Annotated in this window: 35 protein-coding genes and 1 tRNA gene; 17 read left to right on the forward strand and 19 right to left on the reverse strand. The window is 60.7% G+C overall.

The features are described 5' to 3' along the window. Positions 1 to 516: 516 nt before the first annotated feature. The 5 genes from D6B98_RS34340 (at position 517) to D6B98_RS34365 (ending at position 3,767) form a co-directional block, all read left to right on the forward strand. Positions 517 to 861, forward strand: a complete 345-nt coding sequence (locus tag D6B98_RS34340; RefSeq protein WP_126261431.1) for a response regulator — start codon at positions 517 to 519, stop codon at positions 859 to 861. Between the two features lie 57 nt (positions 862 to 918). Next, a complete protein-coding gene (locus D6B98_RS34345) occupies positions 919 to 1,152 on the forward strand; it encodes a DUF6894 family protein (protein WP_126261432.1) in 234 nt (77 codons plus the stop codon). 1,220 nt (positions 1,153 to 2,372) lie between these two features. Next, on the forward strand, positions 2,373 to 2,735 hold the full coding sequence (locus D6B98_RS34360) for a hypothetical protein (protein WP_126261434.1): 363 nt from the start codon (positions 2,373 to 2,375) through the stop codon (positions 2,733 to 2,735). Continuing rightward, complete coding sequence (locus tag D6B98_RS40245) at positions 2,735 to 2,989, forward strand: hypothetical protein (protein ID WP_164719054.1); 255 nt, start codon at positions 2,735 to 2,737, stop codon at positions 2,987 to 2,989. The genes D6B98_RS34360 and D6B98_RS40245 overlap by 1 nt, the downstream gene beginning before the upstream one ends. 175 nt (positions 2,990 to 3,164) lie before the next feature. Then, on the forward strand, positions 3,165 to 3,767 hold the full coding sequence (locus D6B98_RS34365; protein WP_126261435.1) for an ATP-dependent DNA ligase: 603 nt from the start codon (positions 3,165 to 3,167) through the stop codon (positions 3,765 to 3,767). A 40-nt stretch (positions 3,768 to 3,807) separates the two neighbouring features. Here D6B98_RS34365 and D6B98_RS34370 read toward each other — a convergent pair whose 3' ends face one another. Next, complete coding sequence (locus D6B98_RS34370) at positions 3,808 to 4,023, reverse strand: hypothetical protein (protein ID WP_126261436.1); 216 nt, start codon at positions 4,021 to 4,023, stop codon at positions 3,808 to 3,810. Positions 4,024 to 4,449: 426 nt separating this feature from the next. Here D6B98_RS34370 and D6B98_RS34375 point away from each other — a divergent pair, with 426 nt between their 5' ends. Both D6B98_RS34375 and D6B98_RS34380 read left to right on the forward strand, forming a co-directional pair. Then, the gene (locus D6B98_RS34375; protein ID WP_126261437.1) at positions 4,450 to 4,767 is read left to right on the forward strand and encodes a PilZ domain-containing protein; all 318 of its coding nucleotides are present in this window, start codon (positions 4,450 to 4,452) and stop codon (positions 4,765 to 4,767) included. 45 nt (positions 4,768 to 4,812) lie between these two features. Next, positions 4,813 to 5,100, forward strand: a complete 288-nt coding sequence (locus tag D6B98_RS34380) for a hypothetical protein (protein WP_245481515.1) — start codon at positions 4,813 to 4,815, stop codon at positions 5,098 to 5,100. 264 nt (positions 5,101 to 5,364) lie between these two features. Here the strand turns inward: D6B98_RS34380 and D6B98_RS34385 are convergent, their stop codons facing one another. The 4 genes from D6B98_RS34385 to D6B98_RS34400 are packed head-to-tail and all read right to left on the reverse strand — an operon-like array spanning position 5,365 to position 10,191. Further along, complete coding sequence (locus D6B98_RS34385; protein WP_164719056.1) at positions 5,365 to 5,826, reverse strand: DUF1192 family protein; 462 nt, start codon at positions 5,824 to 5,826, stop codon at positions 5,365 to 5,367. 10 nt (positions 5,827 to 5,836) lie between these two features. Then, the gene (locus D6B98_RS34390) at positions 5,837 to 8,938 is read right to left on the reverse strand and encodes a hypothetical protein (RefSeq protein WP_126261439.1); all 3,102 of its coding nucleotides are present in this window, start codon (positions 8,936 to 8,938) and stop codon (positions 5,837 to 5,839) included. 36 nt (positions 8,939 to 8,974) lie between these two features. Next, a complete protein-coding gene (locus D6B98_RS34395) occupies positions 8,975 to 9,442 on the reverse strand; it encodes a hypothetical protein (RefSeq protein WP_126261440.1) in 468 nt (155 codons plus the stop codon). Further along, positions 9,439 to 10,191: a hypothetical protein gene (locus tag D6B98_RS34400; protein ID WP_126261441.1), complete on the reverse strand. Its 753-nt coding sequence runs from the start codon at positions 10,189 to 10,191 to the stop codon at positions 9,439 to 9,441. The genes D6B98_RS34395 and D6B98_RS34400 overlap by 4 nt, the downstream gene beginning before the upstream one ends. A gap of 493 nt (positions 10,192 to 10,684) precedes the next feature. On the opposite strand from D6B98_RS34400, the gene D6B98_RS34405 reads away from it, so the two are divergent. Together D6B98_RS34405 and D6B98_RS34410 are read left to right on the forward strand one after the other, a co-directional pair. Further along, positions 10,685 to 11,155, forward strand: coding sequence for a septal ring lytic transglycosylase RlpA family protein (locus tag D6B98_RS34405; RefSeq protein ID WP_205680549.1), 471 nt, complete (start codon positions 10,685 to 10,687; stop codon positions 11,153 to 11,155). Between the two features lie 670 nt (positions 11,156 to 11,825). Further along, positions 11,826 to 12,464 (forward strand): hypothetical protein, encoded by a 639-nt coding sequence (locus D6B98_RS34410; RefSeq protein WP_126261443.1) that lies wholly within the window; start codon positions 11,826 to 11,828, stop codon positions 12,462 to 12,464. Between the two features lie 225 nt (positions 12,465 to 12,689). Here D6B98_RS34410 and D6B98_RS34415 read toward each other — a convergent pair whose 3' ends face one another. Further along, the gene (locus D6B98_RS34415; RefSeq protein ID WP_126261444.1) at positions 12,690 to 13,034 is read right to left on the reverse strand and encodes a hypothetical protein; all 345 of its coding nucleotides are present in this window, start codon (positions 13,032 to 13,034) and stop codon (positions 12,690 to 12,692) included. A gap of 41 nt (positions 13,035 to 13,075) precedes the next feature. On the opposite strand from D6B98_RS34415, the gene D6B98_RS34420 reads away from it, so the two are divergent. After that, positions 13,076 to 13,366 (forward strand): hypothetical protein, encoded by a 291-nt coding sequence (locus D6B98_RS34420; protein WP_126261445.1) that lies wholly within the window; start codon positions 13,076 to 13,078, stop codon positions 13,364 to 13,366. 144 nt (positions 13,367 to 13,510) lie between these two features. On the opposite strand, the gene D6B98_RS34425 is transcribed toward D6B98_RS34420, so the two are convergent. The 4 genes from D6B98_RS34425 to D6B98_RS34440 all read right to left on the reverse strand — a co-directional run bounded on the left by D6B98_RS34425 (position 13,511) and on the right by D6B98_RS34440 (position 15,931). Next, positions 13,511 to 13,587: transfer RNA gene (locus D6B98_RS34425), tRNA-Pro, on the reverse strand. A 96-nt stretch (positions 13,588 to 13,683) separates the two neighbouring features. Next, complete coding sequence (locus D6B98_RS34430) at positions 13,684 to 14,169, reverse strand: DUF192 domain-containing protein (RefSeq protein ID WP_126261446.1); 486 nt, start codon at positions 14,167 to 14,169, stop codon at positions 13,684 to 13,686. A 138-nt stretch (positions 14,170 to 14,307) separates the two neighbouring features. Beyond that, the gene (locus D6B98_RS34435; RefSeq protein WP_164719057.1) at positions 14,308 to 14,970 is read right to left on the reverse strand and encodes a cold-shock protein; all 663 of its coding nucleotides are present in this window, start codon (positions 14,968 to 14,970) and stop codon (positions 14,308 to 14,310) included. Between the two features lie 199 nt (positions 14,971 to 15,169). After that, positions 15,170 to 15,931, reverse strand: a complete 762-nt coding sequence (locus D6B98_RS34440; protein WP_126261448.1) for an SIR2 family NAD-dependent protein deacylase — start codon at positions 15,929 to 15,931, stop codon at positions 15,170 to 15,172. Between the two features lie 238 nt (positions 15,932 to 16,169). Here D6B98_RS34440 and D6B98_RS40250 point away from each other — a divergent pair, with 238 nt between their 5' ends. Further along, entirely contained in the window at positions 16,170 to 16,334 is a 165-nt protein-coding gene (locus D6B98_RS40250) for a hypothetical protein (RefSeq protein ID WP_162832225.1), read from the forward strand. A gap of 84 nt (positions 16,335 to 16,418) precedes the next feature. On the opposite strand, the gene D6B98_RS34445 is transcribed toward D6B98_RS40250, so the two are convergent. Further along, positions 16,419 to 16,709, reverse strand: coding sequence for a hypothetical protein (locus tag D6B98_RS34445; RefSeq protein ID WP_126261449.1), 291 nt, complete (start codon positions 16,707 to 16,709; stop codon positions 16,419 to 16,421). A gap of 152 nt (positions 16,710 to 16,861) precedes the next feature. On the opposite strand from D6B98_RS34445, the gene D6B98_RS41045 reads away from it, so the two are divergent. After that, the gene (locus D6B98_RS41045; RefSeq protein ID WP_245481516.1) at positions 16,862 to 17,218 is read left to right on the forward strand and encodes a hypothetical protein; all 357 of its coding nucleotides are present in this window, start codon (positions 16,862 to 16,864) and stop codon (positions 17,216 to 17,218) included. Between the two features lie 253 nt (positions 17,219 to 17,471). On the opposite strand, the gene D6B98_RS34460 is transcribed toward D6B98_RS41045, so the two are convergent. Then, positions 17,472 to 17,669 carry a hypothetical protein gene (locus D6B98_RS34460; protein ID WP_028136572.1) on the reverse strand — a complete coding sequence of 66 codons (198 nt, stop codon included), beginning with the start codon at positions 17,667 to 17,669 and terminating at the stop codon, positions 17,472 to 17,474. A 290-nt stretch (positions 17,670 to 17,959) separates the two neighbouring features. On the opposite strand from D6B98_RS34460, the gene D6B98_RS34465 reads away from it, so the two are divergent. Then, positions 17,960 to 18,145, forward strand: coding sequence for a hypothetical protein (locus tag D6B98_RS34465; RefSeq protein WP_126261451.1), 186 nt, complete (start codon positions 17,960 to 17,962; stop codon positions 18,143 to 18,145). Positions 18,146 to 18,228: 83 nt separating this feature from the next. Here the strand turns inward: D6B98_RS34465 and D6B98_RS40255 are convergent, their stop codons facing one another. The 3 genes from D6B98_RS40255 to D6B98_RS34475 all read right to left on the reverse strand — a co-directional run bounded on the left by D6B98_RS40255 (position 18,229) and on the right by D6B98_RS34475 (position 19,123). Beyond that, entirely contained in the window at positions 18,229 to 18,366 is a 138-nt protein-coding gene (locus tag D6B98_RS40255) for a hypothetical protein (protein ID WP_164719058.1), read from the reverse strand. A 179-nt stretch (positions 18,367 to 18,545) separates the two neighbouring features. Next, a complete protein-coding gene (locus tag D6B98_RS34470; protein WP_126261452.1) occupies positions 18,546 to 18,740 on the reverse strand; it encodes a hypothetical protein in 195 nt (64 codons plus the stop codon). Between the two features lie 86 nt (positions 18,741 to 18,826). Then, positions 18,827 to 19,123, reverse strand: coding sequence for an HU family DNA-binding protein (locus tag D6B98_RS34475; protein ID WP_018323108.1), 297 nt, complete (start codon positions 19,121 to 19,123; stop codon positions 18,827 to 18,829). Between the two features lie 353 nt (positions 19,124 to 19,476). On the opposite strand from D6B98_RS34475, the gene D6B98_RS34480 reads away from it, so the two are divergent. Beyond that, positions 19,477 to 19,968, forward strand: coding sequence for a hypothetical protein (locus tag D6B98_RS34480; RefSeq protein ID WP_126261453.1), 492 nt, complete (start codon positions 19,477 to 19,479; stop codon positions 19,966 to 19,968). A gap of 213 nt (positions 19,969 to 20,181) precedes the next feature. Then, positions 20,182 to 20,484, forward strand: a complete 303-nt coding sequence (locus D6B98_RS34485) for a hypothetical protein (protein ID WP_126261454.1) — start codon at positions 20,182 to 20,184, stop codon at positions 20,482 to 20,484. Positions 20,485 to 20,643: 159 nt separating this feature from the next. On the opposite strand, the gene D6B98_RS34490 is transcribed toward D6B98_RS34485, so the two are convergent. From D6B98_RS34490 to D6B98_RS34500, 4 genes are all read right to left on the reverse strand, one after another. Further along, positions 20,644 to 21,021, reverse strand: coding sequence for a hypothetical protein (locus D6B98_RS34490; RefSeq protein WP_126261455.1), 378 nt, complete (start codon positions 21,019 to 21,021; stop codon positions 20,644 to 20,646). A gap of 10 nt (positions 21,022 to 21,031) precedes the next feature. Further along, positions 21,032 to 21,199 (reverse strand): hypothetical protein, encoded by a 168-nt coding sequence (locus D6B98_RS40260; protein WP_164719059.1) that lies wholly within the window; start codon positions 21,197 to 21,199, stop codon positions 21,032 to 21,034. 80 nt (positions 21,200 to 21,279) lie between these two features. Then, positions 21,280 to 21,507, reverse strand: a complete 228-nt coding sequence (locus D6B98_RS34495; protein WP_126261456.1) for a hypothetical protein — start codon at positions 21,505 to 21,507, stop codon at positions 21,280 to 21,282. Next, entirely contained in the window at positions 21,501 to 21,734 is a 234-nt protein-coding gene (locus D6B98_RS34500) for a hypothetical protein (protein WP_126261457.1), read from the reverse strand. The genes D6B98_RS34495 and D6B98_RS34500 overlap by 7 nt, the downstream gene beginning before the upstream one ends. Positions 21,735 to 21,830: 96 nt before the next feature. Between D6B98_RS34500 and D6B98_RS34505 the strand changes: the two genes are divergently transcribed. Together D6B98_RS34505 and D6B98_RS40265 are read left to right on the forward strand one after the other, a co-directional pair. Further along, positions 21,831 to 22,022 carry a DUF3072 domain-containing protein gene (locus D6B98_RS34505; protein ID WP_126261458.1) on the forward strand — a complete coding sequence of 64 codons (192 nt, stop codon included), beginning with the start codon at positions 21,831 to 21,833 and terminating at the stop codon, positions 22,020 to 22,022. Between the two features lie 58 nt (positions 22,023 to 22,080). Further along, a complete protein-coding gene (locus tag D6B98_RS40265; RefSeq protein ID WP_164719060.1) occupies positions 22,081 to 22,233 on the forward strand; it encodes a hypothetical protein in 153 nt (50 codons plus the stop codon). Positions 22,234 to 22,489 lie beyond the last annotated feature (256 nt).

Genomic DNA, 22,489 nt, shown 5'->3' on the forward strand with positions numbered 1-22,489 from the left:
CACGGCAGCCTAACCCCGGCAGAGGCTCCACTTATCGACGCGGATATTCTGTTCAGACAACCGGGGCCAGCTCAGATGGAACCAAATGTCCGATATGGGGTTTAAGGTCTCACCTCGAACGCTTAGGTGTTTTGGTGAGCAATGAATTTAGGAACGAAGTCTTTACGAACTACAATCCCAGTCCACTCCCAAGCTGCAGCCACTGCGGAAAAAAAACGAAGCAAGTCCGCTCGATGTTGGACCCCCTCACCGGGAGTACCGTCCGCATGTTCAAATGCGAATGCGGTGAGCAAGCTTGGACTGAAGCGAAAGAATAAGGCCGCTTCGGTGTCCCTGGAGATGCCCCGGAGCCGTTTGCATAGAGGAACATTCGTCCGATTGCCGAGTTTTCCCGACGCCCTTGCCCGGGGCAAGCCCCCAAGTGAAGTGGCCCCAGCTTACCGCCCCCCCTGCAAGCTGGGGCTTTTTCTCGTTCTCGCTGGCCCTTTTTGAGCATTCGCGCCTGGGATGATATTTATGGCCTCGGTACTCATCGTTGAGGATGAAGCGCTCATTGGGATGATGATCGCGGACATGCTTGTCGAGTTAGGTCACACGATTGCGGGACAGGCCACTGGTCTTGCGACTGGGGTTGCCTTGGCCCAATCGACGGACGCTCAGGCGGCCATTCTCGACGTCGCGCTCGGCTCCGACAGCTCGGAGGCGATCGCCTGCGTTCTACAAAAGCGAAGCATTCCATTTGCTTTCGCGAGCGGTTACGGCGCGGCCGGAGTTCCTCAGGAGTTCAACGAACGTCCGCTGCTGCGAAAGCCGTTTACGATGGAAGAGCTGGCAGGCTGCCTGAGAAGACTAATAGGCTAAGCGTCGGTCGCCCCGCTTTGGTCTGGAACGAGTTTCCCGAAGCAGCATTTTACCGTCATGCCGAGGTATTTCTTCCACGTTACTCACGAACACAAGCAGGTCGATGAGCAAGGGGAGGAACTCCCCGATAACCATGCCGCCTGGAAGGAGGCGACCGTGACGGCAGGTCAGATGCTGCAAGGCCTCGACGGCAAGCTGGCACCCGGTCGGGATTGGCTGATGGAAGTCACCGACGAATCGCAGAAGACGCTTTACGTTCTGCACATCCACGCCGAGAAGCCCGTCGGCTGACTGACCCTCTCATACAAAGAGACAGCGAAAGAATAAGCGGCATGACGCACTGAACCTCGCCATGCGGCGTCACATACTTTCATCGGATTTTACGATCTCGCTCCCGGGGCTGGTACTTCCGCCGTCCGCACATTTAAGCGGGCGGCGCTTTTGTTTCTGCCACAGTAAATTGCCCAGTGTCCGAGCGACCTCAATTCACCTTGCGGCGCAGCCTCCTTGCGATCTCCCGCAAATTCTCGACGTATTCCTCGACGATTCGCCTTGCCTCCTCAAGGCGCGACGGCTCCGGGAGTGGTTCTTGACCCGGAGACGGTTCATCGGGCTTGCTACGTGCCCATGTTCGATCCAGTGCCACGGCTACCATTGAGATAAGTCAAAGCTAATTCGGCGGCTGCAAACCAGGCGACCGCAGCCATTCGCTCATGTGCGAGCCGGTCTCAGCCTGTCGGGCCTTACGTAGCAGCTCCTCGCGGGCCGCTCCAGGTGGAAGCAATGCGGCTTTATCACGTAGCCGCGTCGCTTCTTCGGCAAGACGGACCTCTAGGATGTTTGTGTGTTTGAACCGACGCCGCTCACTCATCGTTCAACCTCCGAATACGAGTTCCGAACCCGTCAACGGGACTGCCGATTTTGAATATGCAGATAAACTGCCTTCGGTTCCAAAGTTCCATTCAAATAAGCTCGGGCGGCTCGCTATGGCGGGCTTACGCCAAGCTCCAAACTCGCTTCGCCTCGCGAACGCCGCCTTTGTCTCAAGGCCACCTGTCTCGGCTAGCCCCAGTGGGGCTCGACAGCGCCTGCAGTCCCGCCTCGATTGCAATTGCAGCGATGTCCCTCTCTAGCAGGGTGATCGCGGCTCCAGGGTCGAAGCCGGTCATCGCTTTCAAATCGACGGCCAGGTTTCGACGAGGTATCTTTAGGTTTTTCCAGGGACTGTCGATCCGCGAGTTTAGTGCAGCCGCTCACAATCAACTCTATCCCATTCGACATAACGCTACTCTACAACAATTCGGATTTAGAATAGAGGAAGCTAGCGAGGACGCGATTCGCTCGCCCACGCGGAGCCAGACAAGAGGCGCCGCAGGAACGAAGGTCTCCTGATCAAATTATGAGTCTCGCCAGGCTCGCCGCCGAGACTGGCGGAGCGGCCCCGGCCCACCTCACAAAGCCCCCCTGTAGCCGGGGCCGTCTCTCCGACCTCGTAGTATCGGAGTATGCGTATGCGTTCCTCGCCCTCGATCGTCCCAGCCGATCGCCTCGACCGAGACATCTACTTGGTGCTTGAGGATTTCGGCGCGCGCGCCGGCTGCGCCTGGCGCGAGACCGACGAAGCCGATACGGATCTCGAGACCGTCCTGCAGGACATCCTGTCCGGCCAATACGCCTATCCGCTTCGAATCGTCTGTTTCAATGCGGTCGAGGGTTGGTCCCACGACGCGACCTCCGACGTCGCCGATGCCTTGGCCGAGCGCGCCACCAACACAGACGCCGAGATCTCGCCGGCCCTGCAGGACTTCATCAACGCCAATGCCACAAGGCCGTTCAATGTACAGCTGGCCCTCCCGCTGCGTGGCGTTGCCTGATGGCGACCGAAGGCAAGCCGTTTGGCTGGACGCCGAAGGACGAGCGCGAGCACTACTTCCGCTGCCCGGTCTGCGGCGAGCTGCTGGACATGCGCGACCTATCTCAGGTCCTTGACCATTTGCACGGGCAGAATGTTGGAGCCGACGGTTCAGTGAACTATTCATCCCCACAGAACCAGCTCCGAGAATTAGACTTGAGCAAAGGCATGGGGTTCCCTCCGAAAACTCCCAGCGCGCGCAATTCACATTTGTAATGGCCGGAACTCGCGTCTCCGGGAAAATTCGGCAAACCGGGGCTGGCCGCATATTTCACCTGCACCCTTTTCACCCGGCATTTTTGACACGGCGCGGCCGCGGCGATTGAGTTCGCCGCGGCCTTCGTCTTGATAGTGACTCCCGGATTGCCGCTTTCTCCCTATCTACAACCCCATGCCCAACGCGTTCGAGTTTTGCCTGCCGACGACCGCCAAGGCCGTGCCCGATGGAGCTGACTGGCTGCACGAAATCAAATACGACGGCTACCGCCTGCGCGTCGAACGCAACGGCAAGTCTGTCCGGCTGCTCACCCGCAATGGCCACAACTGGACCGACCGCTACCCCTGGATCGTCCAGGCCGCGCTCAAGAACCGCGAGCAGCATTTCGTCATCGACGGCGAGGCAGTGGTGCTCGGCGTCGACGGCGTTTCCGACTTCAACGCCCTGCACTCACGCAAGCATGACGAGGAGGTGCAACTGTACGCCTTCGACATCCTGATGCTGGGCGGCGAGGATCTGCGGCCGCTGCCGCTCTGGATGCGCAAAACCAACCTCGCGCGCCTACTGCGCGGTCGCCCAGAAGGCATGTTCGTAGCGCCATTTGAGCTTGGCGAAATCGGCCCAGACCTTTTCCGAGCGGCTTGCCGAATGGGCCTCGAGGGTATCGTTTCGAAGCGCCACGATCGACGCTACATCGCGGGGCGAACGCAGGAATGGATCAAGGTAAAAAATAGGACCCATCCCGCTATGTCACGTGTAGAGGAGAGCTTTAGATAAGGCTTCTTTGCGGCACCTGAAGCATCGACGTGCCGGAGCGCTATGCCGACTTCGGCCGATTTTTCAAATCGATCATCGCCCGACGTGCAACTGCGGTTAGGTCGGTTAACGTGAAGTGTCCCGCCTCGGCCGCCTCAACCATCTGCTGAGCAATGAACTTGCGGCTTTCATGGTCTCCGCCGTTTGGAAGCTCTCGGCAAACTTGCTCGAGTACCACGTCCATGTTTGCACGCGCGCGGGAGGTGAGATCGGCCATGTCGCATCTCTTCGTAGGAGAGGTGCTCAGCATGCCACTTCGGACGAAACGGACAACGGCAAATCTTTGGGAGCGTTAATGCATGCTGGCCGCGCAAAACGTTAGCACCGGCATGCACACAAAAACCGTTTGCAAACCATCACGAGATTATCGCCGCTTCCAATGTTCACAAATGAACGTTGCCGCGTGGGGTCAGCAGTTATCGTGTCCCGTCCGGTTTGGCTTCGCCTCCGTTCCGGACAGGGCGAGCCTCCAGCTTACCCGCGCTAGGGTAGCTGGAGCGCCTTCGGTGTCGGCTTAGGCGCTAAGACCGGGGGTGCCACGTAGGTCCTCTTACTCGAGGCGCGGCGGGGTCGACCCCTGTTTGTACAAAAGTGAACACATAACCGCAGAACGACTTGACGCACGCGTCACGGAGCGTGGTTCATGAGTGAGGGAGAACAACGCAAGGAAAAGCGCGTCGCTTTCGAACGTCCGATCGAAGCTCGCTTGATGGCGATCGACGGCACGTGGCAGCGCGCCTGCAAGATCCACGACGTCTCAGAACTGGGCGCAAAGCTGATCATCAATGGTGCGGTCACGGATATCGGACAGAAGGAATTCTTCCTCGTCTTGTCACCCGTGGGCTTGGCTTACCGACACTGCGAACTCTCCTGGGTGAACGGTGAGTTCGTGGGCGTTCAGTTTCTCAACCGGGGCATAGCTTCGAAAAGAGCGCGCCGCGGCGAAACGTTGGTCAAGTAAGCATCCGGCATAGGGGCTCGTCTCCGTGCCGATAGATTGTATCGAATGACGCACAAGGGCGCAGATCGCCTTGCCGCGCCACGCCGCTGGGGGACATCAATGTCGCGAGCCCTACAATCGATCGTTGCTGGCTACGTTAAAGTAAAAGACCGGCGCGCGCTCGAAGGGCTGCTGGCGCATCGACGTGGAATGCTAGCCCAGCTTCAGGCGGTCACCGCCATCAACGCCTCCGCCGCGGTTCAGACGGTCGAGGACGAGATCGCGATCATTGAGGCGGGATTAGAAGAGGTGAAGCCTCCGACTGGATCCCTTCCGGAGAACGACTGGACCTAAAAGAGGTTCACAGCTGCCCTCCCCCCTCCGCCGAAGTTGAAGAACGCGACCTACAAAGAAGATCCCGCCCATTGGCGGTCTGCCGACGGGTCATCCGCATCGTCCGCCACGTCGGCGGGGCTGAGATTATTCGGCGAGATCGTTACGGTCGCACTGCTTGCGCTGCCCGTGGGCATCGCTCGCAACCAGGCTTCAAAAGCCCCATGGCCTTCGCCTGCCGAAGAAAGCGGGCGCGCCGCGAAGAGCGGCCCACGGCTGACCTGCCTAGCCTAGATAAGACACGTCTTTCGCTCGCGATGCTAATTCAGCTTCGATCTTGTCAATCTCGGCTTGATTGCTCGCTATGAAGGCAGCGAGTTCGTCACGAGACATTTCGGAGAGCGACTTCTGTTGGGAATACTGGTCTTTGCGCGTAGGCACAATGTGCCCTGCTCTATCCAAGACCTTGATCGAAAGATCAGCTCGAACCCGAGCACTGACGCTTGCGTCCTGGAGCAGCGACTTCGCGACTCGATAAGCGAGAGGTGCTCCAACTACTGCAAGGTCAAGTTGGATTGATTCCGAAATCGCTGCAGCGACTGCCGGGAGCCGCATTGTCTTGTAAACCGACTTGGGATGGTATCCGGCGAGTTCGGCGGCCTCTTCGGGGCGCCGTCCTTCATTGACGATAAGACGCACCAAGGTGCGCTGTTGCTCGGATAGATCATAGGCGGCAATTGAAGGCACCGATATCCTCTTAATTTTCCCGGGCGGCATTGGCGGCGGCGATCAACCGGCGCAGCGGAACGCTGTTGAAGTTGGCATTCTGGTTCTTCAGCGGCCGCTCTAAAAGGTACGCTGCGATGTCAGGATTGAACCATGCGGCCTGCACGATCTGGTCGGCGCTCTCCCGGTTAGACGGCAGGAGCTCGAGCATCAGTTTGAACCGTTTGATGAGCCCGCCGCCGGCAAGGTCGCCCTTGAAGTGGCGCACAGCCAGTTGCGCCCATCCCGGGATGCTCATCTTCTCAGCGGTATCGCTGCCAACAGTCGCTCGCTTCTCGGCTTCCTTAAAGTACGACAGGATCTTATGAGCCTGCCTGAGATTGTTCATCTCTTCGGGCGAGTAGACCTTTGCGAGAATTTGCTCGTTGTCCTTGAATTCGCGCGCCAGCCGCGCGAAGTGCACCTCCAGCGTATCTCCTACTTGGCGGGTGCCTTGGATCTTGTCCGCAAGAACCTCGGACACGGCCGCCTTCCAGCCGCGGGCCGCCTGCTCGTCCTTCCCGATGACGTCTTGGATTTCCTTCAATTTTGCGTCAGCGCCGTATTTGCTCCCAAGGAGCTTCTTCGCAACATCCCGCGGGTCCTCGCGGAGCAGCGTGCCTACCGCCGACCGGTCTATCTCGGCTTCGGTTGCCTTGCGGTTCGCGCGTGCCGCCTCCAGGTCCGCCTTGCTTTGTGCAGACAGCTGCTCTCCACGTCGCGCGGCCGCGACGATGTCATCGAACTCACCTCGCACCGCGGGAAATTGCTCGAGGATATCCGCAAAATTTCGGGCCCAGGCGTTCGCCCTGATTGAGTTCACCGTGCCATCCACGTTGAGAGCTGACCTAGCAAAGTCGGACCGCAGATAATCGCGAAGCGCCGCATGAGCATCCCGCGCCGCCGGCGCCCCCTCGAGCGCCCGCGTCAAGCTAGCTGCCTTCTCTGGCGAGGCCAAGAAACGGTCACCAGTCGCGCTCGGCGGGGTGGCGCCACGATTGAGTTGGCCATCAACGTTCTGGCCGCCGCGATCAAGCTCACGGGTGAAGCGCGCCATTTCATCTCTTCGCTCGGGGCGGAAACGCTCCGCGAAGCGCTGATAGTTGGCGTTGGCTTCTGAATAGCCAGGCGCGTCCTCAAGAGTTCGGTTGATCGCACTGCGCAGCCGGCCGAGGTTGTCGGCTAAATCAAAATTGCCGGAGGTTTGCGCGCGCTCCTGAGCTGGGCCGATGAACTTCCGGAGGTCCGCCAGATCGCCCCCGAGCGCTGTGCCGGGCCCACCTACATTGACCATCCGGCCGCTTTCCGGTGGGTGCTCGACCATTTGCGGTCGAAGGGCGTTCAGCCGCCTCATGAAATCCTCTGGCAGCACACCGGGCGCCAGGCCATTCGCGTTGCCGCGGATCCGGTCGATCGCCGAGAAGATGGTGTCGGCCGGAAGCTCATCCGCACGGCCGGGAGCGTTGTCGAACAGCCGGTTCTTCTCGGTGCGCGCGGGGATGTACGTCCTCTCGACGAGGGCCTCGTCCAGGCGACGGGAGGCATTCGCCTTAACCTCACTGTTGCCGAGCGCCCCGAACGGCTGTCCCTGATCCGCTCGAATACGGTCTACTGAACGGTGCACCTCTTCTCTCTGGAGGATCTCGTTCTCTGCAGCGCCAATTCGCTCATCTCGGGTCTGCGCGGCGCGGCGCATGACGGCCTCTAGGTCGGCCCCCGGGTCTCGCATGGCCTCGACACGCTCAGCCGCAGCGCCCTTTACATTCTGGTCGCGCTTGATGAAATCCGGCGCTGACTTGAGGCGCGCTCCCTGCTCTGCCGCGATGAGACCGGGATCGCCTGACAAGAGCCCCGATGTCGGCATGGCCGAACTCTGTAGCGGCGAGGCGCCTTCCTCTACCGGTCTCGCCAAAGCTGCCGCATTCTCGCGGATATCTTGCGCCAGCGCGCGCGGCGCGCCGGACGCAGCGTCCTGGATCTTCGCAGCCGCGCGGGCGACATCGGCTACGCTGTACGGCGCTCGCGTGTTGGGATTGAGCGGGATAGGCGCTGGAGCGGAGCTGAACGACCGCGCCGCAATGTTGCGGATTGCGCCTGCGATGCCCTCGGCGGTGCCCTGAATGGAGTTCGCGCCAACGGCCCCGACCAGCGGCGCGACAATGTTCGCCACCTGTTTTGGTATTGTGTCCCCAACCACGGCGTGCTCGGGGACATAGTCGTCAGCGGCATTCACCGCAACACCCGAGCCCATGCCCCCGATCGTGTCGCCGACAAGCGTCCGCGCAGGCGCCTCGGTGTACGGCCGAGACAAGTGGTCCAGGACGCGCCCGACGGCCGTGTCGGCCCGCGTTGTCGCAGCGGCGACGCCGGGAGCTCGAGCGGCAAGCATTGCGCCGGTACCGAGCGCCTGGGTGCCGAAGCGATTGACGTTGTAGCCGAGTTTCTCCCCCGGAGACATCTCGCTCTCAGGAATCGAGAACGACCCGGTGACCTTCTCGACCAGCTTGGAAGCTGGCGTGGACATCGGAATGTTCGTGCCGAGCAACTTGTTGATGCCGCCCGTGACCAGGTTCTGCGCCCCAGCTGCGAGGTCGAATGGTCCTGTCACAATGTCCGTGATCCCCTTGCCGACGCCTTGAGCGCCGACGGCGAGGCTGTGAAGGGCACTCGGAGCGGTGTTTGGCTTAGGAGCTTCCGGCGAAACGTAGATGCGGCCTTCTGGCGTCGTGACCGGAGCCGCGGGCGCCGCGAAAGGATCGTGGTCTACGGGGACAAGTCTCAGCTGCGCCGGTGCGGCTGCCGTTGGCGGCGCTGTGAACGGATTTGCATCCGGAGACGCCGCCCACGGATCGTGATCCACAGGCACAAGCGTTGGCTTGCGATCAAGTGTGTAGCCCGGCGGCAACGGCGGGATACGCTGCGGCGCGGCCGCTGTGTCGGGAGCGCCAATCAGCGGAATTCGACGATCGGACGTTGGCACGTCGCGCATTGGCGGCGAGCGCGGCAGCGAGCTCAATGCGCGCTGAATGTCCGCCGACGTGAAGTCGTCGGGGAATTCGTGTTGCTGACCTTCGAAATCGATGAGTTGAGGCATCCTAGTTGAGCCTTGATGATGTAGTAACAACGGTCATCAGTAACGCTCGTAGAACGTGAGCTCGCCGAGCCAGGCGTTTCCGCCCGTCGTGCCGGACTGGTAGACGATGCGCCAGTAGCGATGCGCACCGAAGTCACCGATTTGCTTGTCACTGAGTTGCGACGTTCCGGCGTTTACCGTGATCGTGCTGGCCGTCGTGAATCCGGACGTCAAGTTCGTGTCGCTGTATTGGATGGCGAACACAACGCTTGCGCCAAAGCCGTTCGTCGGTGCCGTGATGGTCCGCACCCGAGCTATGCTCTTTGCCGCGCCAAAATCGTACGCGGCATGGGTCGATGCTGTAAGTCCTCCAGGATCCGCCGCCGGCGTCGCATCGTTGCTGTCGTAAAGTTGCGCTTGCGCCGCGCCGCCGGTAGCAAGCGTGAAGGACGTATCGACTGCGGACGGCGAGACGGCCCGCTGCGCGCGCCCCTCACTCCCGATCAACTGCGTCAAAGCGGTCATGACAGTCCTGACCCGGAGATCATCCATTTCGTGGAGGTGATCTTGATCGCGGTGGCGATGCCATTTGCGGCCAAGGTGCGGCTTCCGGTGGACCCTGTGCCGGCCTGCACCAAGGTGTCGGAAGTTATCGCGATTGTGACCGTGTTGATCTCGTTGATGAACGTGATCGCGGTCCCGATCGGGTAAGCGACGTTCGCGTTGCTGTCGATCGTGAACGTCCGCGGGTTGTTGTCAGAGGCCGGGTGCAGAATGTGCGTTTGCGCATCGGCTAACACTGTGGTGTAAGCCGCCGATTTGATGCTCTGCGGAATGCCACTGTAGGATTGCGCCTGCGAAGCCGATGTAGCCGCCGCAGTTGCGCTGGTCGCGGCATTCGTCGCCGACGTCGAAGCACCGGATGCGGAGCTGGCGGCCGCATCAGCGGAAGCTGCCGCATGTGTTTCACTCGTCGCCGCCGCAGAAGCCGCAGCCACCGCATCGCCGCGTGCAGCTAGAATTTCATCCGCCGAAGTCGTGTCGCCTATGCTGGCTTTCACACTCGTGGAGAGCTGGTCGAAGCTAACCGCGCCGTTCATGATCGCGCCGTCTGAGCGCAAGCTGGTCTTCAGGAAATCAACGATCTCGCTGGTCGAGAGCGCTGCCGCGTTAAGATCGGCATGAACGTGATTGGCGGGCAGCGGCTTCGACGGGTTCGCGTTCTGATATGAAATGTAGTCGTATTGGCGCGTGTATTTTGTGGGATATGACATCTATCGCCGACGGGGTGAGAGGATGTGCGCGGGATTGCGAGGTGGGTGCCGTCGGCGAAGCGGCGTTGCGTCCGTGGGATGAATTATGACTCTGGAGTAGTAAGCGGAAAGTTACGGCTGCCCACGTCGTTTACTGACTTAGGCCCGCCTTGCTTGCTGGTCTGCACCCCCGTTGGACTGATCCATCATTCTGAGGACACGCAGATTTCCACATGCCTGTAGGCTTGCAATGAGAGCAGCCCTATTACAGTTTCTGCGCTGCGAAGGTGCGGCGTGATGCGCCGCAACTAGACCGCCACTTTGCTGCGTTGCGCCTGGCGCATCTCGGTACCAACGTCGCCAATACGGTATGCATTCACCGTTTTGTGGACACATCAAAGTCTGTTCAGGAACACGCCTGAGAAGATCGCATTGTCCTCTGCTCGACAATGTATTGAGGTCTACCATGCGTACTCTTTCTAGAATAGTCGCGATTGCAACCGTACCGGCTTGGATGTGCGCACATGCACACTCTGCTGCTGCACAGGACTTCAATGATAGATGGTCTATCATTCCAAAGGCACACGCCGAGCCCGCTCCTGAAGCACCGGAGCAGACCAATCAGAGCCCGCAGACGCGACCTGCTACCGAACAGGAGCCGACGCGCAGTTCGGGAAATCGATCAGCGTCTCAATCCTTCAACCGAGTGTTTTCCGGGAAGGCTTCCTACTACTCATATTCGAAACGTAAGACGGCGAGTGGTACCACGTTCGATAGGAATGCTCTTACTGCTGCTCATCGCAACCTGCCGTTCGGCACGCACGTTCGCGTCACCGACATTAAGAGCAGCAAATCGGTGGTTGTTCGTATCACCGATCGCGGACCATGGGTCGGGGGGCGCGTTATTGACCTCTCGCTTGCCGCCGCTCGCAGCCTAGGATTCACCGACCGTGGCGTCGCCCATGTTCGCGCAGTGGTGCTTTAGCTGGGCGACGCAACGGATCAAGCATTACCGCGAATTGCCCGTTTTCATGAGACCTGCGAAGTTGCACGGAGAGCTCCTCGAAGCGAGCATCGACTGCCTGAACGCATCAACAGGTCGGCGCTCACTACTTGAGAGAGCGGCAGGAGCGCAATTTTCCTGGTGATAGTTCACTGCCGGCAGTTTGATGGCACCTCGCACAACCGCTAGCGTCCCAGGATATTTTGATTTGGGGAGATTTCTGTGCGCTTTTTGCTTTGCCTGCCTTTTGCGGCTGTTGTTTCCATGACACCCGCGTATGCCGCACCGCCGGCTAGCTGCGCTTCCAAGTTTATCGGCGAATGGCGGCATTCCGGAGGGAATAAGGGGACGCTTACCGCTGACGGAAGGGCCATCTGTAGCGAACACGCGGCGTGTCAGGCTGAGGGCACCTGGACCTGCTCCGGAAACAATTTGACCTATACGACCAGCCTGGGCTCGTGGGTGTACACGCTGCAGCCCGACGGTTCGATCACTGCCAACGGTGGTATAGCACGGGCCGTGCGCATCGGTAGAGCGCCCGCGGCACCGGCGAAGCCCCGCTCAGATTGGCTCGAGCGAAGCAGCTGCTGTCGGCAACCAAAGCTCACAGCCGGCTAAGCCGGCGAAAGATTGTAGCGGCGTCAGTGGAAAGGTGAACGGCGTCGAACTGAAGCCAACGAAATGCGATGACGCACCGCCGAAAGCCACTGCACTGGCGCCGGCGCCGACTGCTCAGCCAGCCAAACCAACGCCGGTTACCTCCGGCACGGTGGCCGGATCGAAGCGCGCCTTGGACGCAATCGCGGATATCTCGCCGGAGTTCAAAAAGGCGCTTGAAAATGCATCGCTCAGTTTGGACAACGCGAAGATTGACCCTTCGCGCGTCAAAGAACCGGTGGTCCAGGCTCCCGAAAAGCGCCCCTCCGCGATCGAAGCAAAGGCAGCCCCGGAAACGCCGCTGTCTCAACAGACCACCGACGTTGCTCAAGAACAGCCGAGAGAGATTACCGACCTTGACCCGGAGGACTACGCGAAGAAGTGCAGAGATGAATCCTTCGAAAGCGGCCTCAAGAGCCTGAAACATGATATCGCCGCCGCAACCAAAAGCGTAACGCTGGAACGTGATCCGAAAAACAAGAAGACAGCTCGCGGGCTCAAGTTCTACTTAGAAAAATACAAGCTGGTGAAGAAGGTGCTCAAGAGGTGCGCCGTAGAGGTCCTCAACAGGCAAGTCATCGATCCCATCGAACGAAGCGGGATTTTAGCCGACATTGCAGATGATCCTCAGTGAGCGAACCCTGGACTCTCTGGAATCGCAAAATTAGCGGAGCGGCTTTGCGGTCTTTGGAGTACGTGCGGCCGGCTCCCCCCTAGGGGTGGGTGGCGGGCCCTTGGGTTGGTACCGGCCGGGCGCCGCGCGCCGCTCTGTCGAGACATCATACGACGATCGCCGAACGAAGTCGCATCATTGACGAGTCTTTGACCTGAGCGCTGCAAACCCGACGGCTCATACTCGCTAATCTCTTGATCTTGTTTTTATATTGGAGTCGCAAAAGCCATTGCGAGACAGGCTTTTCTTGTATGGTCTCACGCGATTGCGAAACCCGACAAAAACGCGCAAATCGACAGAATGCGCAAACTGATCAAGCGCTAAGCTGTCTGGTTTTACGTTTAGACTTTTATCGACAAAATTTTCGTTGCTGAATTTTCGACTGAGCGCATCCTGATCGCGGGTCGAAAGCCCAAACATCAGCCGATAGCCATTCCGGTAAGCGGCGATCAGAAAATCTTGTCCAGGGGCCGCGCGCGTATGTCCAAGGCGCACGCCCAAAGGTGCGCGGGGCCGTCTGATGTCGGTCATTTCGCCCCTGGACTGCCGTCTTGCTCGAAAGGCAAAACATCATGCGCACCTCAATCGCCCTCCGCACCTCGACCCCATCGACCGATCTCGGCGCCCTACTTGCCCGCCGCGGCACCGACCTGATCCTGGCTATCGAGGACGGAAACGCCCTGATCCGCTGTCAGGTGAGCTCGGCGATCGCCGCAGCCATGCTGGCGCCGCTCAAAGGTAAGGCTGCCGGCCAATTCCGGGCGCTGCCGGGCAATCGCGTCGAGATCGACGCCGTGGTGACCTTGCCGTTGGCGTTGCGAATGATGGAAGCCAAGGCAGCAATGGAGAAAACGCTGCACTGAAACCGATGGCGGCGGGCGGCGGCAATGCCGCCCGAAAGGCCTAAGATCCGCGCTCGTGCTTCCCCGGTGCTTCCCCGTGGGTGGCGCGGGCGCATTTAGCGCGGAAAGGAGAAAGAAATGTCGTCGCAGTTTCAAGGGGTTGACTGGTCGGGGCAGCTGGATTCGAACCAACGACCTGCAGTACCCAAAACTGCCGCGCTACCAGGCTGCGCTATACCCCGAATGTCCAGCGAGCCCCGTCGATACACGCTTCCAAAGGCGCCAGCAAGCTCACAAACTGGCGCCAGCAAGGCTGCCAATGCCCCTCGCCTGCCTCCCTATTTGCTGCCGAACAGCGGATGACCGACGCGGTCGCCGACGCGGATGCCGTATTTCTGCACCGTTCCCGCCACCACCTCCAGCACGGCCCGGGCGGGCCCCCCTGACGAAATGATCCTTCTCGATAGCGGCTCAGTTTTCTCGGCGATGCGCAGTATGCGGCCGTCGGCGCGTATGAAGATCATGTCGAGCGAGACGTAGGTGTTATCCATCCACATCGACACCTCCTGCTCGGGGCTGAAGTCGAACAGCATACCTTTGCCGTCCGCGAGCTCCTTGCGGTACATCAGGCCGGTCTTCTTCTCCTGCTCGGTCGTCGCCATCTCGACGGAGAACACTTGCACGCCGTTCCGTGTGACGATCTCCAGCGGCTGGAAGCTGGCGGCGCCGGCAGGCGCGGTGGCGACAGCGCAGCCAGCGGCGACGAGGATGGCGGCAAGCCAGCCCTTCAGGGCGGACCAGACAGCCTTTCGATCAAAATTCATGGGAGACACTCAAGGCGTGGGACTAGAGCCAGTCCTTAAGCGGCGGTCGCCGGAAAAGCCAGAGGCGCGACGGCCTGCCATCGCGCCTCTGCTCACGATTGCGGGACTTGGAAGCTCGAGTGCGAGCCTGATCGCGCTTTAGTGCGACTGCAATCCCGGCGATCCCGTCTCGGGATGGATCTCGGCCGCCATCATGCCCTTGGAGCCGGGCCCGAAGCGGACCAGGACATACTGGCCGGGCCTGAGCTCGGTCATGCCGAAGCGGCGCAGTGTCTCCATGTGCACGAAGATGTCGGGCGTGCCCTCGCCGCAGGTCAGGAAGCCGAAGCCGCGCAGCCGGTTGAACCATTTGACCTGTGCCCGTTCCAGCCCGCTGGTCGGGGTGACCGTGACATGGGTGCGCGGCGGCAGCATCTGCGCCGGATGGATCGCGGTCGACTCGTCCATCGAGACCACGCGGAACGCCTGGTAACCCTTGGCGCGCTGGATGCACTCGACGACGATGCGGGCGCCCTCATAGGCGGTCTGGAAGCCGTCGCGCCTCAGCACGGTGACGTGCAGGAGCACGTCGGGCCAGCCATTGTCGGGAACGATGAAGCCGTAGCCTTTGGAGGCGTCGAACCATTTGATGACGCCGTGGACTTCGACGAGGTTGGCGCTGGCCTCACCCAACCCGCTGAAGGGATTGAGCCCGCTGTCGCGGCCGGCACCGCCGTGTTCGCCCGGCGTGATCCTCGCGGACGATACTCCCTGCCCGGGAACCCCGAGCTTCTTGGACTCAAATCCGTCCGACGACCCCATAACCCCGGACCCCACACTGCCATTGCAACCCGCCACATTGGCGGCGCTCGAATCACGCGTCTTAAGAGAATGTTCTCAATTCGACGCGACGCGAATCTTTCGACTCAAAAGATAACACTCCCGGTTGCGAGGCATAGACAAAAAAGAGATTCGCCGGAACCTATGAACAGCTTGCACGGCCGCGAATCAAATTGATGCCTCAATTACCGACAAAGGGCCCGAGCGTTTCGCCGATGTCGTGACGGATGACGAGGTCGGCGATGTCGTCCTGCTCGGTCGGCTCGCGATTGATGATCACCAGACGAGCACCGGCGTTCTTCGCCATCATCGGAAAGCCCGCCGCCGGCCAGACCACGAGCGAGGAACCGATCGCGATGAAGAGGTCGCAGGCTTGCGACAGCGCGGTCGCCCGCTGCATTTCGTCGTCGGGCATCATCTGGCCAAAGGAGATCGTGGCGGTCTTCACCGGCTCATCGCAGCCGGTGCAGTTGGGTGCGGCGCCCGCCGCGTCGAAGCGACGCTTCACCCAGTCGAGCGGATAGGCCTGTCCGCATCCGATGCATCGCGCATAAGTTGTATTGCCGTGAAGTTCAATTACGTGCTCGCCGGCGAAGCCGGAGGCCTGGTGCAAATTGTCGATGTTCTGGGTGATGACGGCGGGAACCTTGCCGGCACGATAGAGCGAGGCCAGCGCGCGATGGCCACGGCCGGGCTTGGCCGCCGCAAACACCTCTTCCATCGCGAAACGGCGACGCCAGGATTCGTCCCGAGCAGACTGGCTTGCGACGAACTCGCCGAAGTCGATCGGACGATAGCGCGTCCAAATTCCGCCCGGCGAGCGGAAGTCGGGAATGCCGCATTCGGTCGAGATGCCGGCGCCGGTGAACGGCACGATCACCTTTGCCTCGGCGATCATGTCGCCAAGCCGTTCAACGCCGCTCCGAAGATCCGATGCAATCATTCGCGGCCTCCCGATTCGCTTTGCCCTGTCAGCGACATGCGTAAGCGGCAAGATTGTTGACGCTCTTATCAAGCGCTAACGCGATGCGCTCGGCAATTTCTTCCGACCTTCGCATATCACAATCCTGCAATGCCTCTTCCCCATTGACGCCCCATTCGGGAGCATCAATGGATGTGTGAATGCGACTCAAGATGATGCGGCGGCAGTGCTTGAGTTCAGTAAACCCGAGGGGATGGCCATGACCGAAGACGAAGAACGCAAAGCCCGTGAGCGCGACGAGATCGCCGCCCGTGTCGCCGCCTTCCGTGCCACGCAGGAAAAATTCAAGCGCGAGCGTGAGGAATATTTCGTGTCGACGCTGGAGAATGCCCGCAAGGTCGAGCGGCCCTCGCTTTGGCCGTAACACGGCTCTGATCGATGCGCATGACAAAAAGCCCGGAGCATCGCTCCGGGCTTTTCGCTTGTCAGGGGTTACCCTTGTCAGCTGTTACCAATGGCGCCAGTGGTGATGGTGCCGGTAGTACGGTCCACCGCCATAATAGGCGTAGGGGCCAGGCCCGTAATAATAGGCGGGACCGTCATAATAGCCGTAGCGGGGGCCGTAATAGCCGTACGGGTGGGATGCTGCGACTGCGCCCGCGGTGATCGCGCCGGCGGCGAGGCCGAATGCGAGGCCCGGGCCGATTCCGCGCCCGCGTGCCTCGGCAGGCGCAGGGGCTGCAACCGCGGTCACGCCGACGGCTGCGACGGTGGCCAGAACTGCCAATGTCTTCTTCATGCTCTCCTCCTTCGCGGCTTGCCGGGACAACGACGGGCGCCTGCCATGGTTGCGCGCAGGTGCGGAACCGAGACTGCAAAAATGCCGATGGCGCTGGAACGAAATCGCCTGGCGCGCATTACCTCCTCAAGTGCGGGAGCCTCCGCCATCCGGTGAGGCAACAGCACGAAGACCCCGTCGGCGTCTCCGCGATGCCGGCGGGGTTTTTCAGTTTCACGGGAACAGATGGCAGCACACGCCAATGGCTGCCAGCGGGGCGGACGATCGAGGAGGAAGATTTGCCACTATCCGCTTTGCTGGCCCGTATCCGTAAATTGGTTCCCAGATCCGACGATCGGCATTACGACGAGATCGTGCGCAGCTTCGGTGTCGGCGCGCTGCACCCGCCGCCGACGCCGATGAGCGACCGCGAGCTGGCGCGGGCCATCGCCGAGTTCCTGAAGGAGCAGCCGTCGAGCGAAACCGTTGCGACCCTCGGCCGCCGCCTCGACCCCTCCTCTCCGGTCTGATCTGCTTTTTCGGCGGGAGCAAGGAACCAGGATTACGCGCGGACGTTGTATCCTTCTTCACGCAGAGCGGAAGAGGCCGACATGCCCGCCTGGCTCGAAATCTTGCTCAACCTGTCCGGCTATGCCGGCTTCCTGGCGCTCGCCTCGCGCGGCACCGGATGTCCGCAAGCGCCGGCCGACAATCGCAGCGACGAGCGCTAATTGGGTACGCCACGCTTGATCTCGTGCGCCACTCTCATTGACGTGCGCCGCCTCAATTGGCATGCGCCGGCTGGCCCGCCGTGCGCACTAGCCGGTCGGCCTTGACCGCAACGCGCGTGTCCTCGACCTGCGGTCGCAGCGAAAAGCTGACGACCACGAAAGCGAGACAGAACAGCGTGCCGACGATGGCGACGCGCCGGTAGGTGTGGCGGTCGCCCTGGTAAAAGGAAGGCTGTGAAAAAGGTGTCATGACAAAATTGCTTCTTGGCAAAGTCGTTTCTTGCTTGTCTTTGCCAGACACCTACCCCAAGCGGCGACAAGCGCAACGCGATTGGGCTTTTAACCTAACCGAATAGGGTTATCGGCTTTCGCGCAATCGATCGTTAGGAATTTCGCGATCACGAGTTGCTTTCCAGAATGCGAAGCGGAGTTACGACAGCGCTGCGAGCCGGCCGGCTTTGTTCCAGCTTCGACTCCTTTTCGTTCTCAAGGAACGAATCGGAGTCGGAAAAATCAGTGCGAAGCGTTTCCTAACGATCGATGAAAGCGCGCGACGCAACGTCTTCCGCCGCGAGACTCGTCGGCACGATCTCCGGCGGCAAGAATTTCGAGACGACCGCAAACACGATGACAATCTCGCGGCATGGCTCACATCGAAAGCTGTTGGCGGAAATCGCCGTCATCGGCTGGGCGCATCGCGGGCATGTCATGCAGGCCGAACGCTGACGGCACAGGTTCGTTCCTGCGCCTTCGTGCTCCCTGCTCGTTCTGCCCGCTGGCTCCCTGCTCGTTCTGCCCGCCGGCGCGGATCAGGCCGCTCGCTTCGCTTTGCTCTTCTCCGAGAAGCATTCCAGGATCTGAATGCGGAGCTCTTCTGCGGCCGGCCCCTCGAGCCTCCTGAGCTCGTTCCAGAGCCTGATCACTTCGCGCTGCTTTTCGACGGTCATGGGTCACCTCCTTGCGCTCGATCTAAGGGAGGCCATTAGAACAAAGAGGGAACAGAAAGTCCAGCGCGATTTCCCCTGCCATGTGGCTTTGAACCTTTTTGGCGCAGCGCGGACCCATGGGAGCTGGGGATTTCAGCGCCCAGTCATATGGCAGCGCCGCGGTGAACGAACATATTCCGTCACCGCGGCGCTGTTGCTTTTTGGATTTTCAACTTTAAGTTTGAGCTACGGCTGACGGCCAGGCGCTGAAATCCCAACGTCGTCAGCCGGAAGAGCCCCGTGCGAAAGCGCGGGGTTTTTCTTTTGTCGTCGCGCCCGGACGGGCCGACCTGCGCTCTCTGGCTTGTCCTGATCGTCGTGGTGATGTTCGGCATTGCGGTCGCCGAGCACCACCTTTTCGTCAGCCCTTGATCGCTGCGTCGTGTTCGGAAAGAGCGCGCCGCAACGATGTCGCTGCGCCTTAGACGGCGTCCTTGGCCACCTTCAGCGGCGAGGCCTTGACCGACTTGCTCGCGGGCTTGGCCGCAAACTGCATCGGCTCCTTGGTGAAGGGATTGACGCCCATGCGGGCTTCGGTCGCCGGCTTGTTGACGACCGACATCTTCACGAAGCCGGGAATGACGAACTCGCCGGACTCGTTGAGCTCCTTGTAGCCGACGGTGGCCATGTATTCGATCACAGACTTCACGTCGTTCTTCGAGAGCTGCGTGCCCTCGGCAATTGCATCAATCAATTGGGTCTTCGTCATCTTCGCCATGTCTGAATTCCTCTTGTGCGCGCGAGCAGCTTTTGCTGTGGACGCGGCCTGAAGCGCGGGGGGCGCGCTAGCTGATTTCATGCCTGAGGTCATGAAGTGACGGGGCTTAGACCCCATCGAGGCTGAAAACGCAAGCAGGGCTTCTGCGGGGTTCCCGACTTCCTGTGCAAGCTGCCGCAGAACCTGCCACTTTCCATTTGAACCATTTTGCCCCTGGCGCGTCTTATCATTGAAGTCCCTAAGCTTCACCCCACCAGAGAGCCCCGCTTTCCCCAGGCGGGGTTTTCGCTTTGCCTGCCTGGCAGAACGTCCCCGGCTGCTATAATGGCCTGAGGGTTTCTCGCGGGGTGCTCATGAAGATCGCTATCGTCATCGCAGGTTTGATCGTCGTTGCCGTCGCAGCCCTCGTCGCGATCCAGCCGAGCTTCCTGAAGCCTGCATCCCTCGCCGTCGTGAAGAAGTCCGACATCTTCGGCTTCTCGCCCGGGATGACATTCGAGGAGACCAGCAAGCTCGTCAGTCAACGCCATTATCTCTGCCGTCAGGGGCGCAGCTCGTACACCCTCGAATGCGATATCAACGGCGCCAAGGTCACGGTTGACGGCGACGCGACCGACGCCAGGCATCCGATCTGGCGCGTCAATGCGACATTGAACAATCCGGGGCCTCAGGATGCTGCTGTCAAATCGATCTCCGACCAGTTCAATGCGCAGGCCATCAAGGACCGGCAGGGATGGACCTGGATCGTCGGCCGCGGGCTCAAGCTGAGCTATGACGGCCACGCCTTGAACCTCGTGGACGAGGCCGCGGAGGCCAGGTTGCGCAAGGAGGAAGCAAAGCGCTGAAGCATGATCCGGAAAAGTGCGCGGCGGTTTTCCCAAAAGATCATGCTTGAACAGCAACCTGAAGCGCGATGGAGATTCATCCTCGGCGCAGCGCGCCTTGGAGCCTGACGTCACCCCGTCGTGAAACTTGTGGCTCGGCTCGCATTGTTGACACTTCAGTAACCCAACGAGGCCAAGCTCCATTCAGTCTCGTTGCGTTGGAGTATCCCCACAGTGCTTGATTTTGACGAGCTGCGTGAACTCGCGGCCGATGTGCGTGTTTTTGTCGAGCTCGCCGAGGACAAGGCCGAAGCGCTCAAAGCCGTCATCTCGGCCTATGACGTGGTCCTGGCGATCTTCCCCGCCGACGAGGGCATGGGTCTCCATGTCATCAAGGGCAGCGAGATCCTGGACCGGATCGCAAGATCAGGGAGCCATGCGGTCTACAGCCACACCGCGGTCGCGGTCCCCGATCTGCAACATGCGCAAGCGCTCAAGCTGCTGACGGCGCCGGTCGAACAACGGATCGCGGCCTAAAGCATGATCCGGAAAAGTGCGCAGCGGTTTTCCGAAAAGATCATGCTTAAACAACAACCTAAAGCGATGACGATTCGTCCCAATCGCATCGCGCTTTAGTTGCAGGCGCCGAGGATGTCTGCCTCGGCTGTCGTCCCCTGGGCGCCGCCGAGGGTCCTATCAGCGGAGCCGGTTCAGGACCAGGAGCGGGATCCACGATCCCAGCACCACGAAGGTCGCCATCGCCGCGACCACGACGTACTTCAGGGGATGTTGCGACGAGGCGAGCGAGCCTTCGAGGCGAAGGTAAGGGAGCACGGCCTCCATGGCCATTCCGATCAGGGCCACCGCCGTCAGGCCGCCCACGATCGATGCGAAGAGATTGACGATCCATCCCATCACGCCGCGCTTGTTCGACAACGCCTCGTAGATCGCGACCGCCAGCATCACGACGACAAAGACCAGCATGAAGCTCATCGAGCCGCCGACGCTCGACGTCGGGCCGAAGACCTCCAGCAGCAGCATGGCCGCCACCGCAAGCAGCGTGATCGTCTTCACGAAGCTCCCCTCATCCGTGCCCCAGCAGCAACACCGCAGAGCTGATCACGATACAACCGAGGCCGAAGACGACCGTCGCGATCTCGACGACATTTTCCAGGCCGAAGAACCTGACGACGGCGCTCCATGCGGCGGACAGAAGAATCTCCACGATCGCGCTGAGCAGGGCTTGAAGCATAAGAATTGGTCGCGGCGACGGAACTGGGGTTCGGCGACGGTGAGTTAAATTTAGCCGCTGTCACGCCCCTCACAATCTCCTCACCGAATATCCCCGCCCTTCCGGCTGTCACCAATCGAGACCGGCTTGTTGAGGAAATACTCGCGGTTGCCGGTCGCGGCTTCCGCGTACTGGTCGATCGCCACGATGATGGCCTGGACGTGGGCATAGCACCACCCTTCCCGCGTCGCCCGTCGGCGAACGTCCTCGAGCGCGGTCAGGAATGGCGACAGCTCTCTCTCGTCGTCGAACCATCGCCTGCTCACCATGTCCTCCCGCCCAGCACCCTGCCCTTAGCCGCGCGCGGCTGCGCCGCCTTCAGCGCGTCGCGCTCCGCGCAAAGACTTTCGACCTTCGCTTCCATTCGCGACAGCAGCGCTTCGGCCGAGGCCGTGCCGACGCCGGCCCGTTGCAGCTGGAGGATCTCCTTCCTCTGCCTGCCCATCTGGATGCGCATCCGTTCGATCTCCCGCCTGACATGGTCCAGGTCCGGCATTGTTCCGCCTCGCGAATTTTGGAGCTGGCTCATGAGAACAAAAACGGAACGAAGAGTCGAGTCCGACGTTGTACGGAGACGGAAAGGAGCCGCGTGATGGCCGACAACACCAGGAAGGATCCGAAGAACTGGGTTTCCGGAGACGACCCGATGACCGGAGCCCAGGAATCCTATCTCAAGACCCTCGCCGAGCAGGCGCACGAAAGTCCGCCCGAGCCGGAGCTGACCAAGGCCGAGGCCTCGGAGCTGATCGACAAGATGCGGCAAAAGGCCGGGCTGGACGAATAGGCCCCGGAATTGCGGAAGCGCCGAGCCGTGTGTATGCAAACGACATTGGGAATCGAAAATGCCTTATTTCGTTTGCGCCCGCGACGGAGCGGGCCAGATCATCTTGAAGCGGGACACCAGGGAAGCGGCCGAGAAGAAGGCCGCCGAGCTCCGCGACCTGGGCTATTTCGAAGTCGAGATCATTGCGAAGGGTGTTGAGAAGGCGGCGTGAGGGGCGGACGCACTAGCAGGTCATGATGACCAAGGAAGCCATCGGCCCTTTTCTTCGTGAACGCGTGGATGACTGTTCCGCTTAGGTGGGTGACGGTTCACAGAGAGAAACTACGAGATCGCGTATTACGGTGACAGCTCGTAGGATGGGTAGAGCGAAGCGAAACCCATCGATGGCCTGGTTGCGTGACGAAACATGATGGGTCTCGCAAGTGCTCTATTCATCCTGCGAGCTCACGCACGTTCTTCGGCGGCGA

This window comes from Bradyrhizobium sp. LVM 105 (assembly GCF_003957705.1).
Classification (GTDB): Bacteria; Pseudomonadota; Alphaproteobacteria; order Rhizobiales; family Xanthobacteraceae; genus Bradyrhizobium; species Bradyrhizobium frederickii.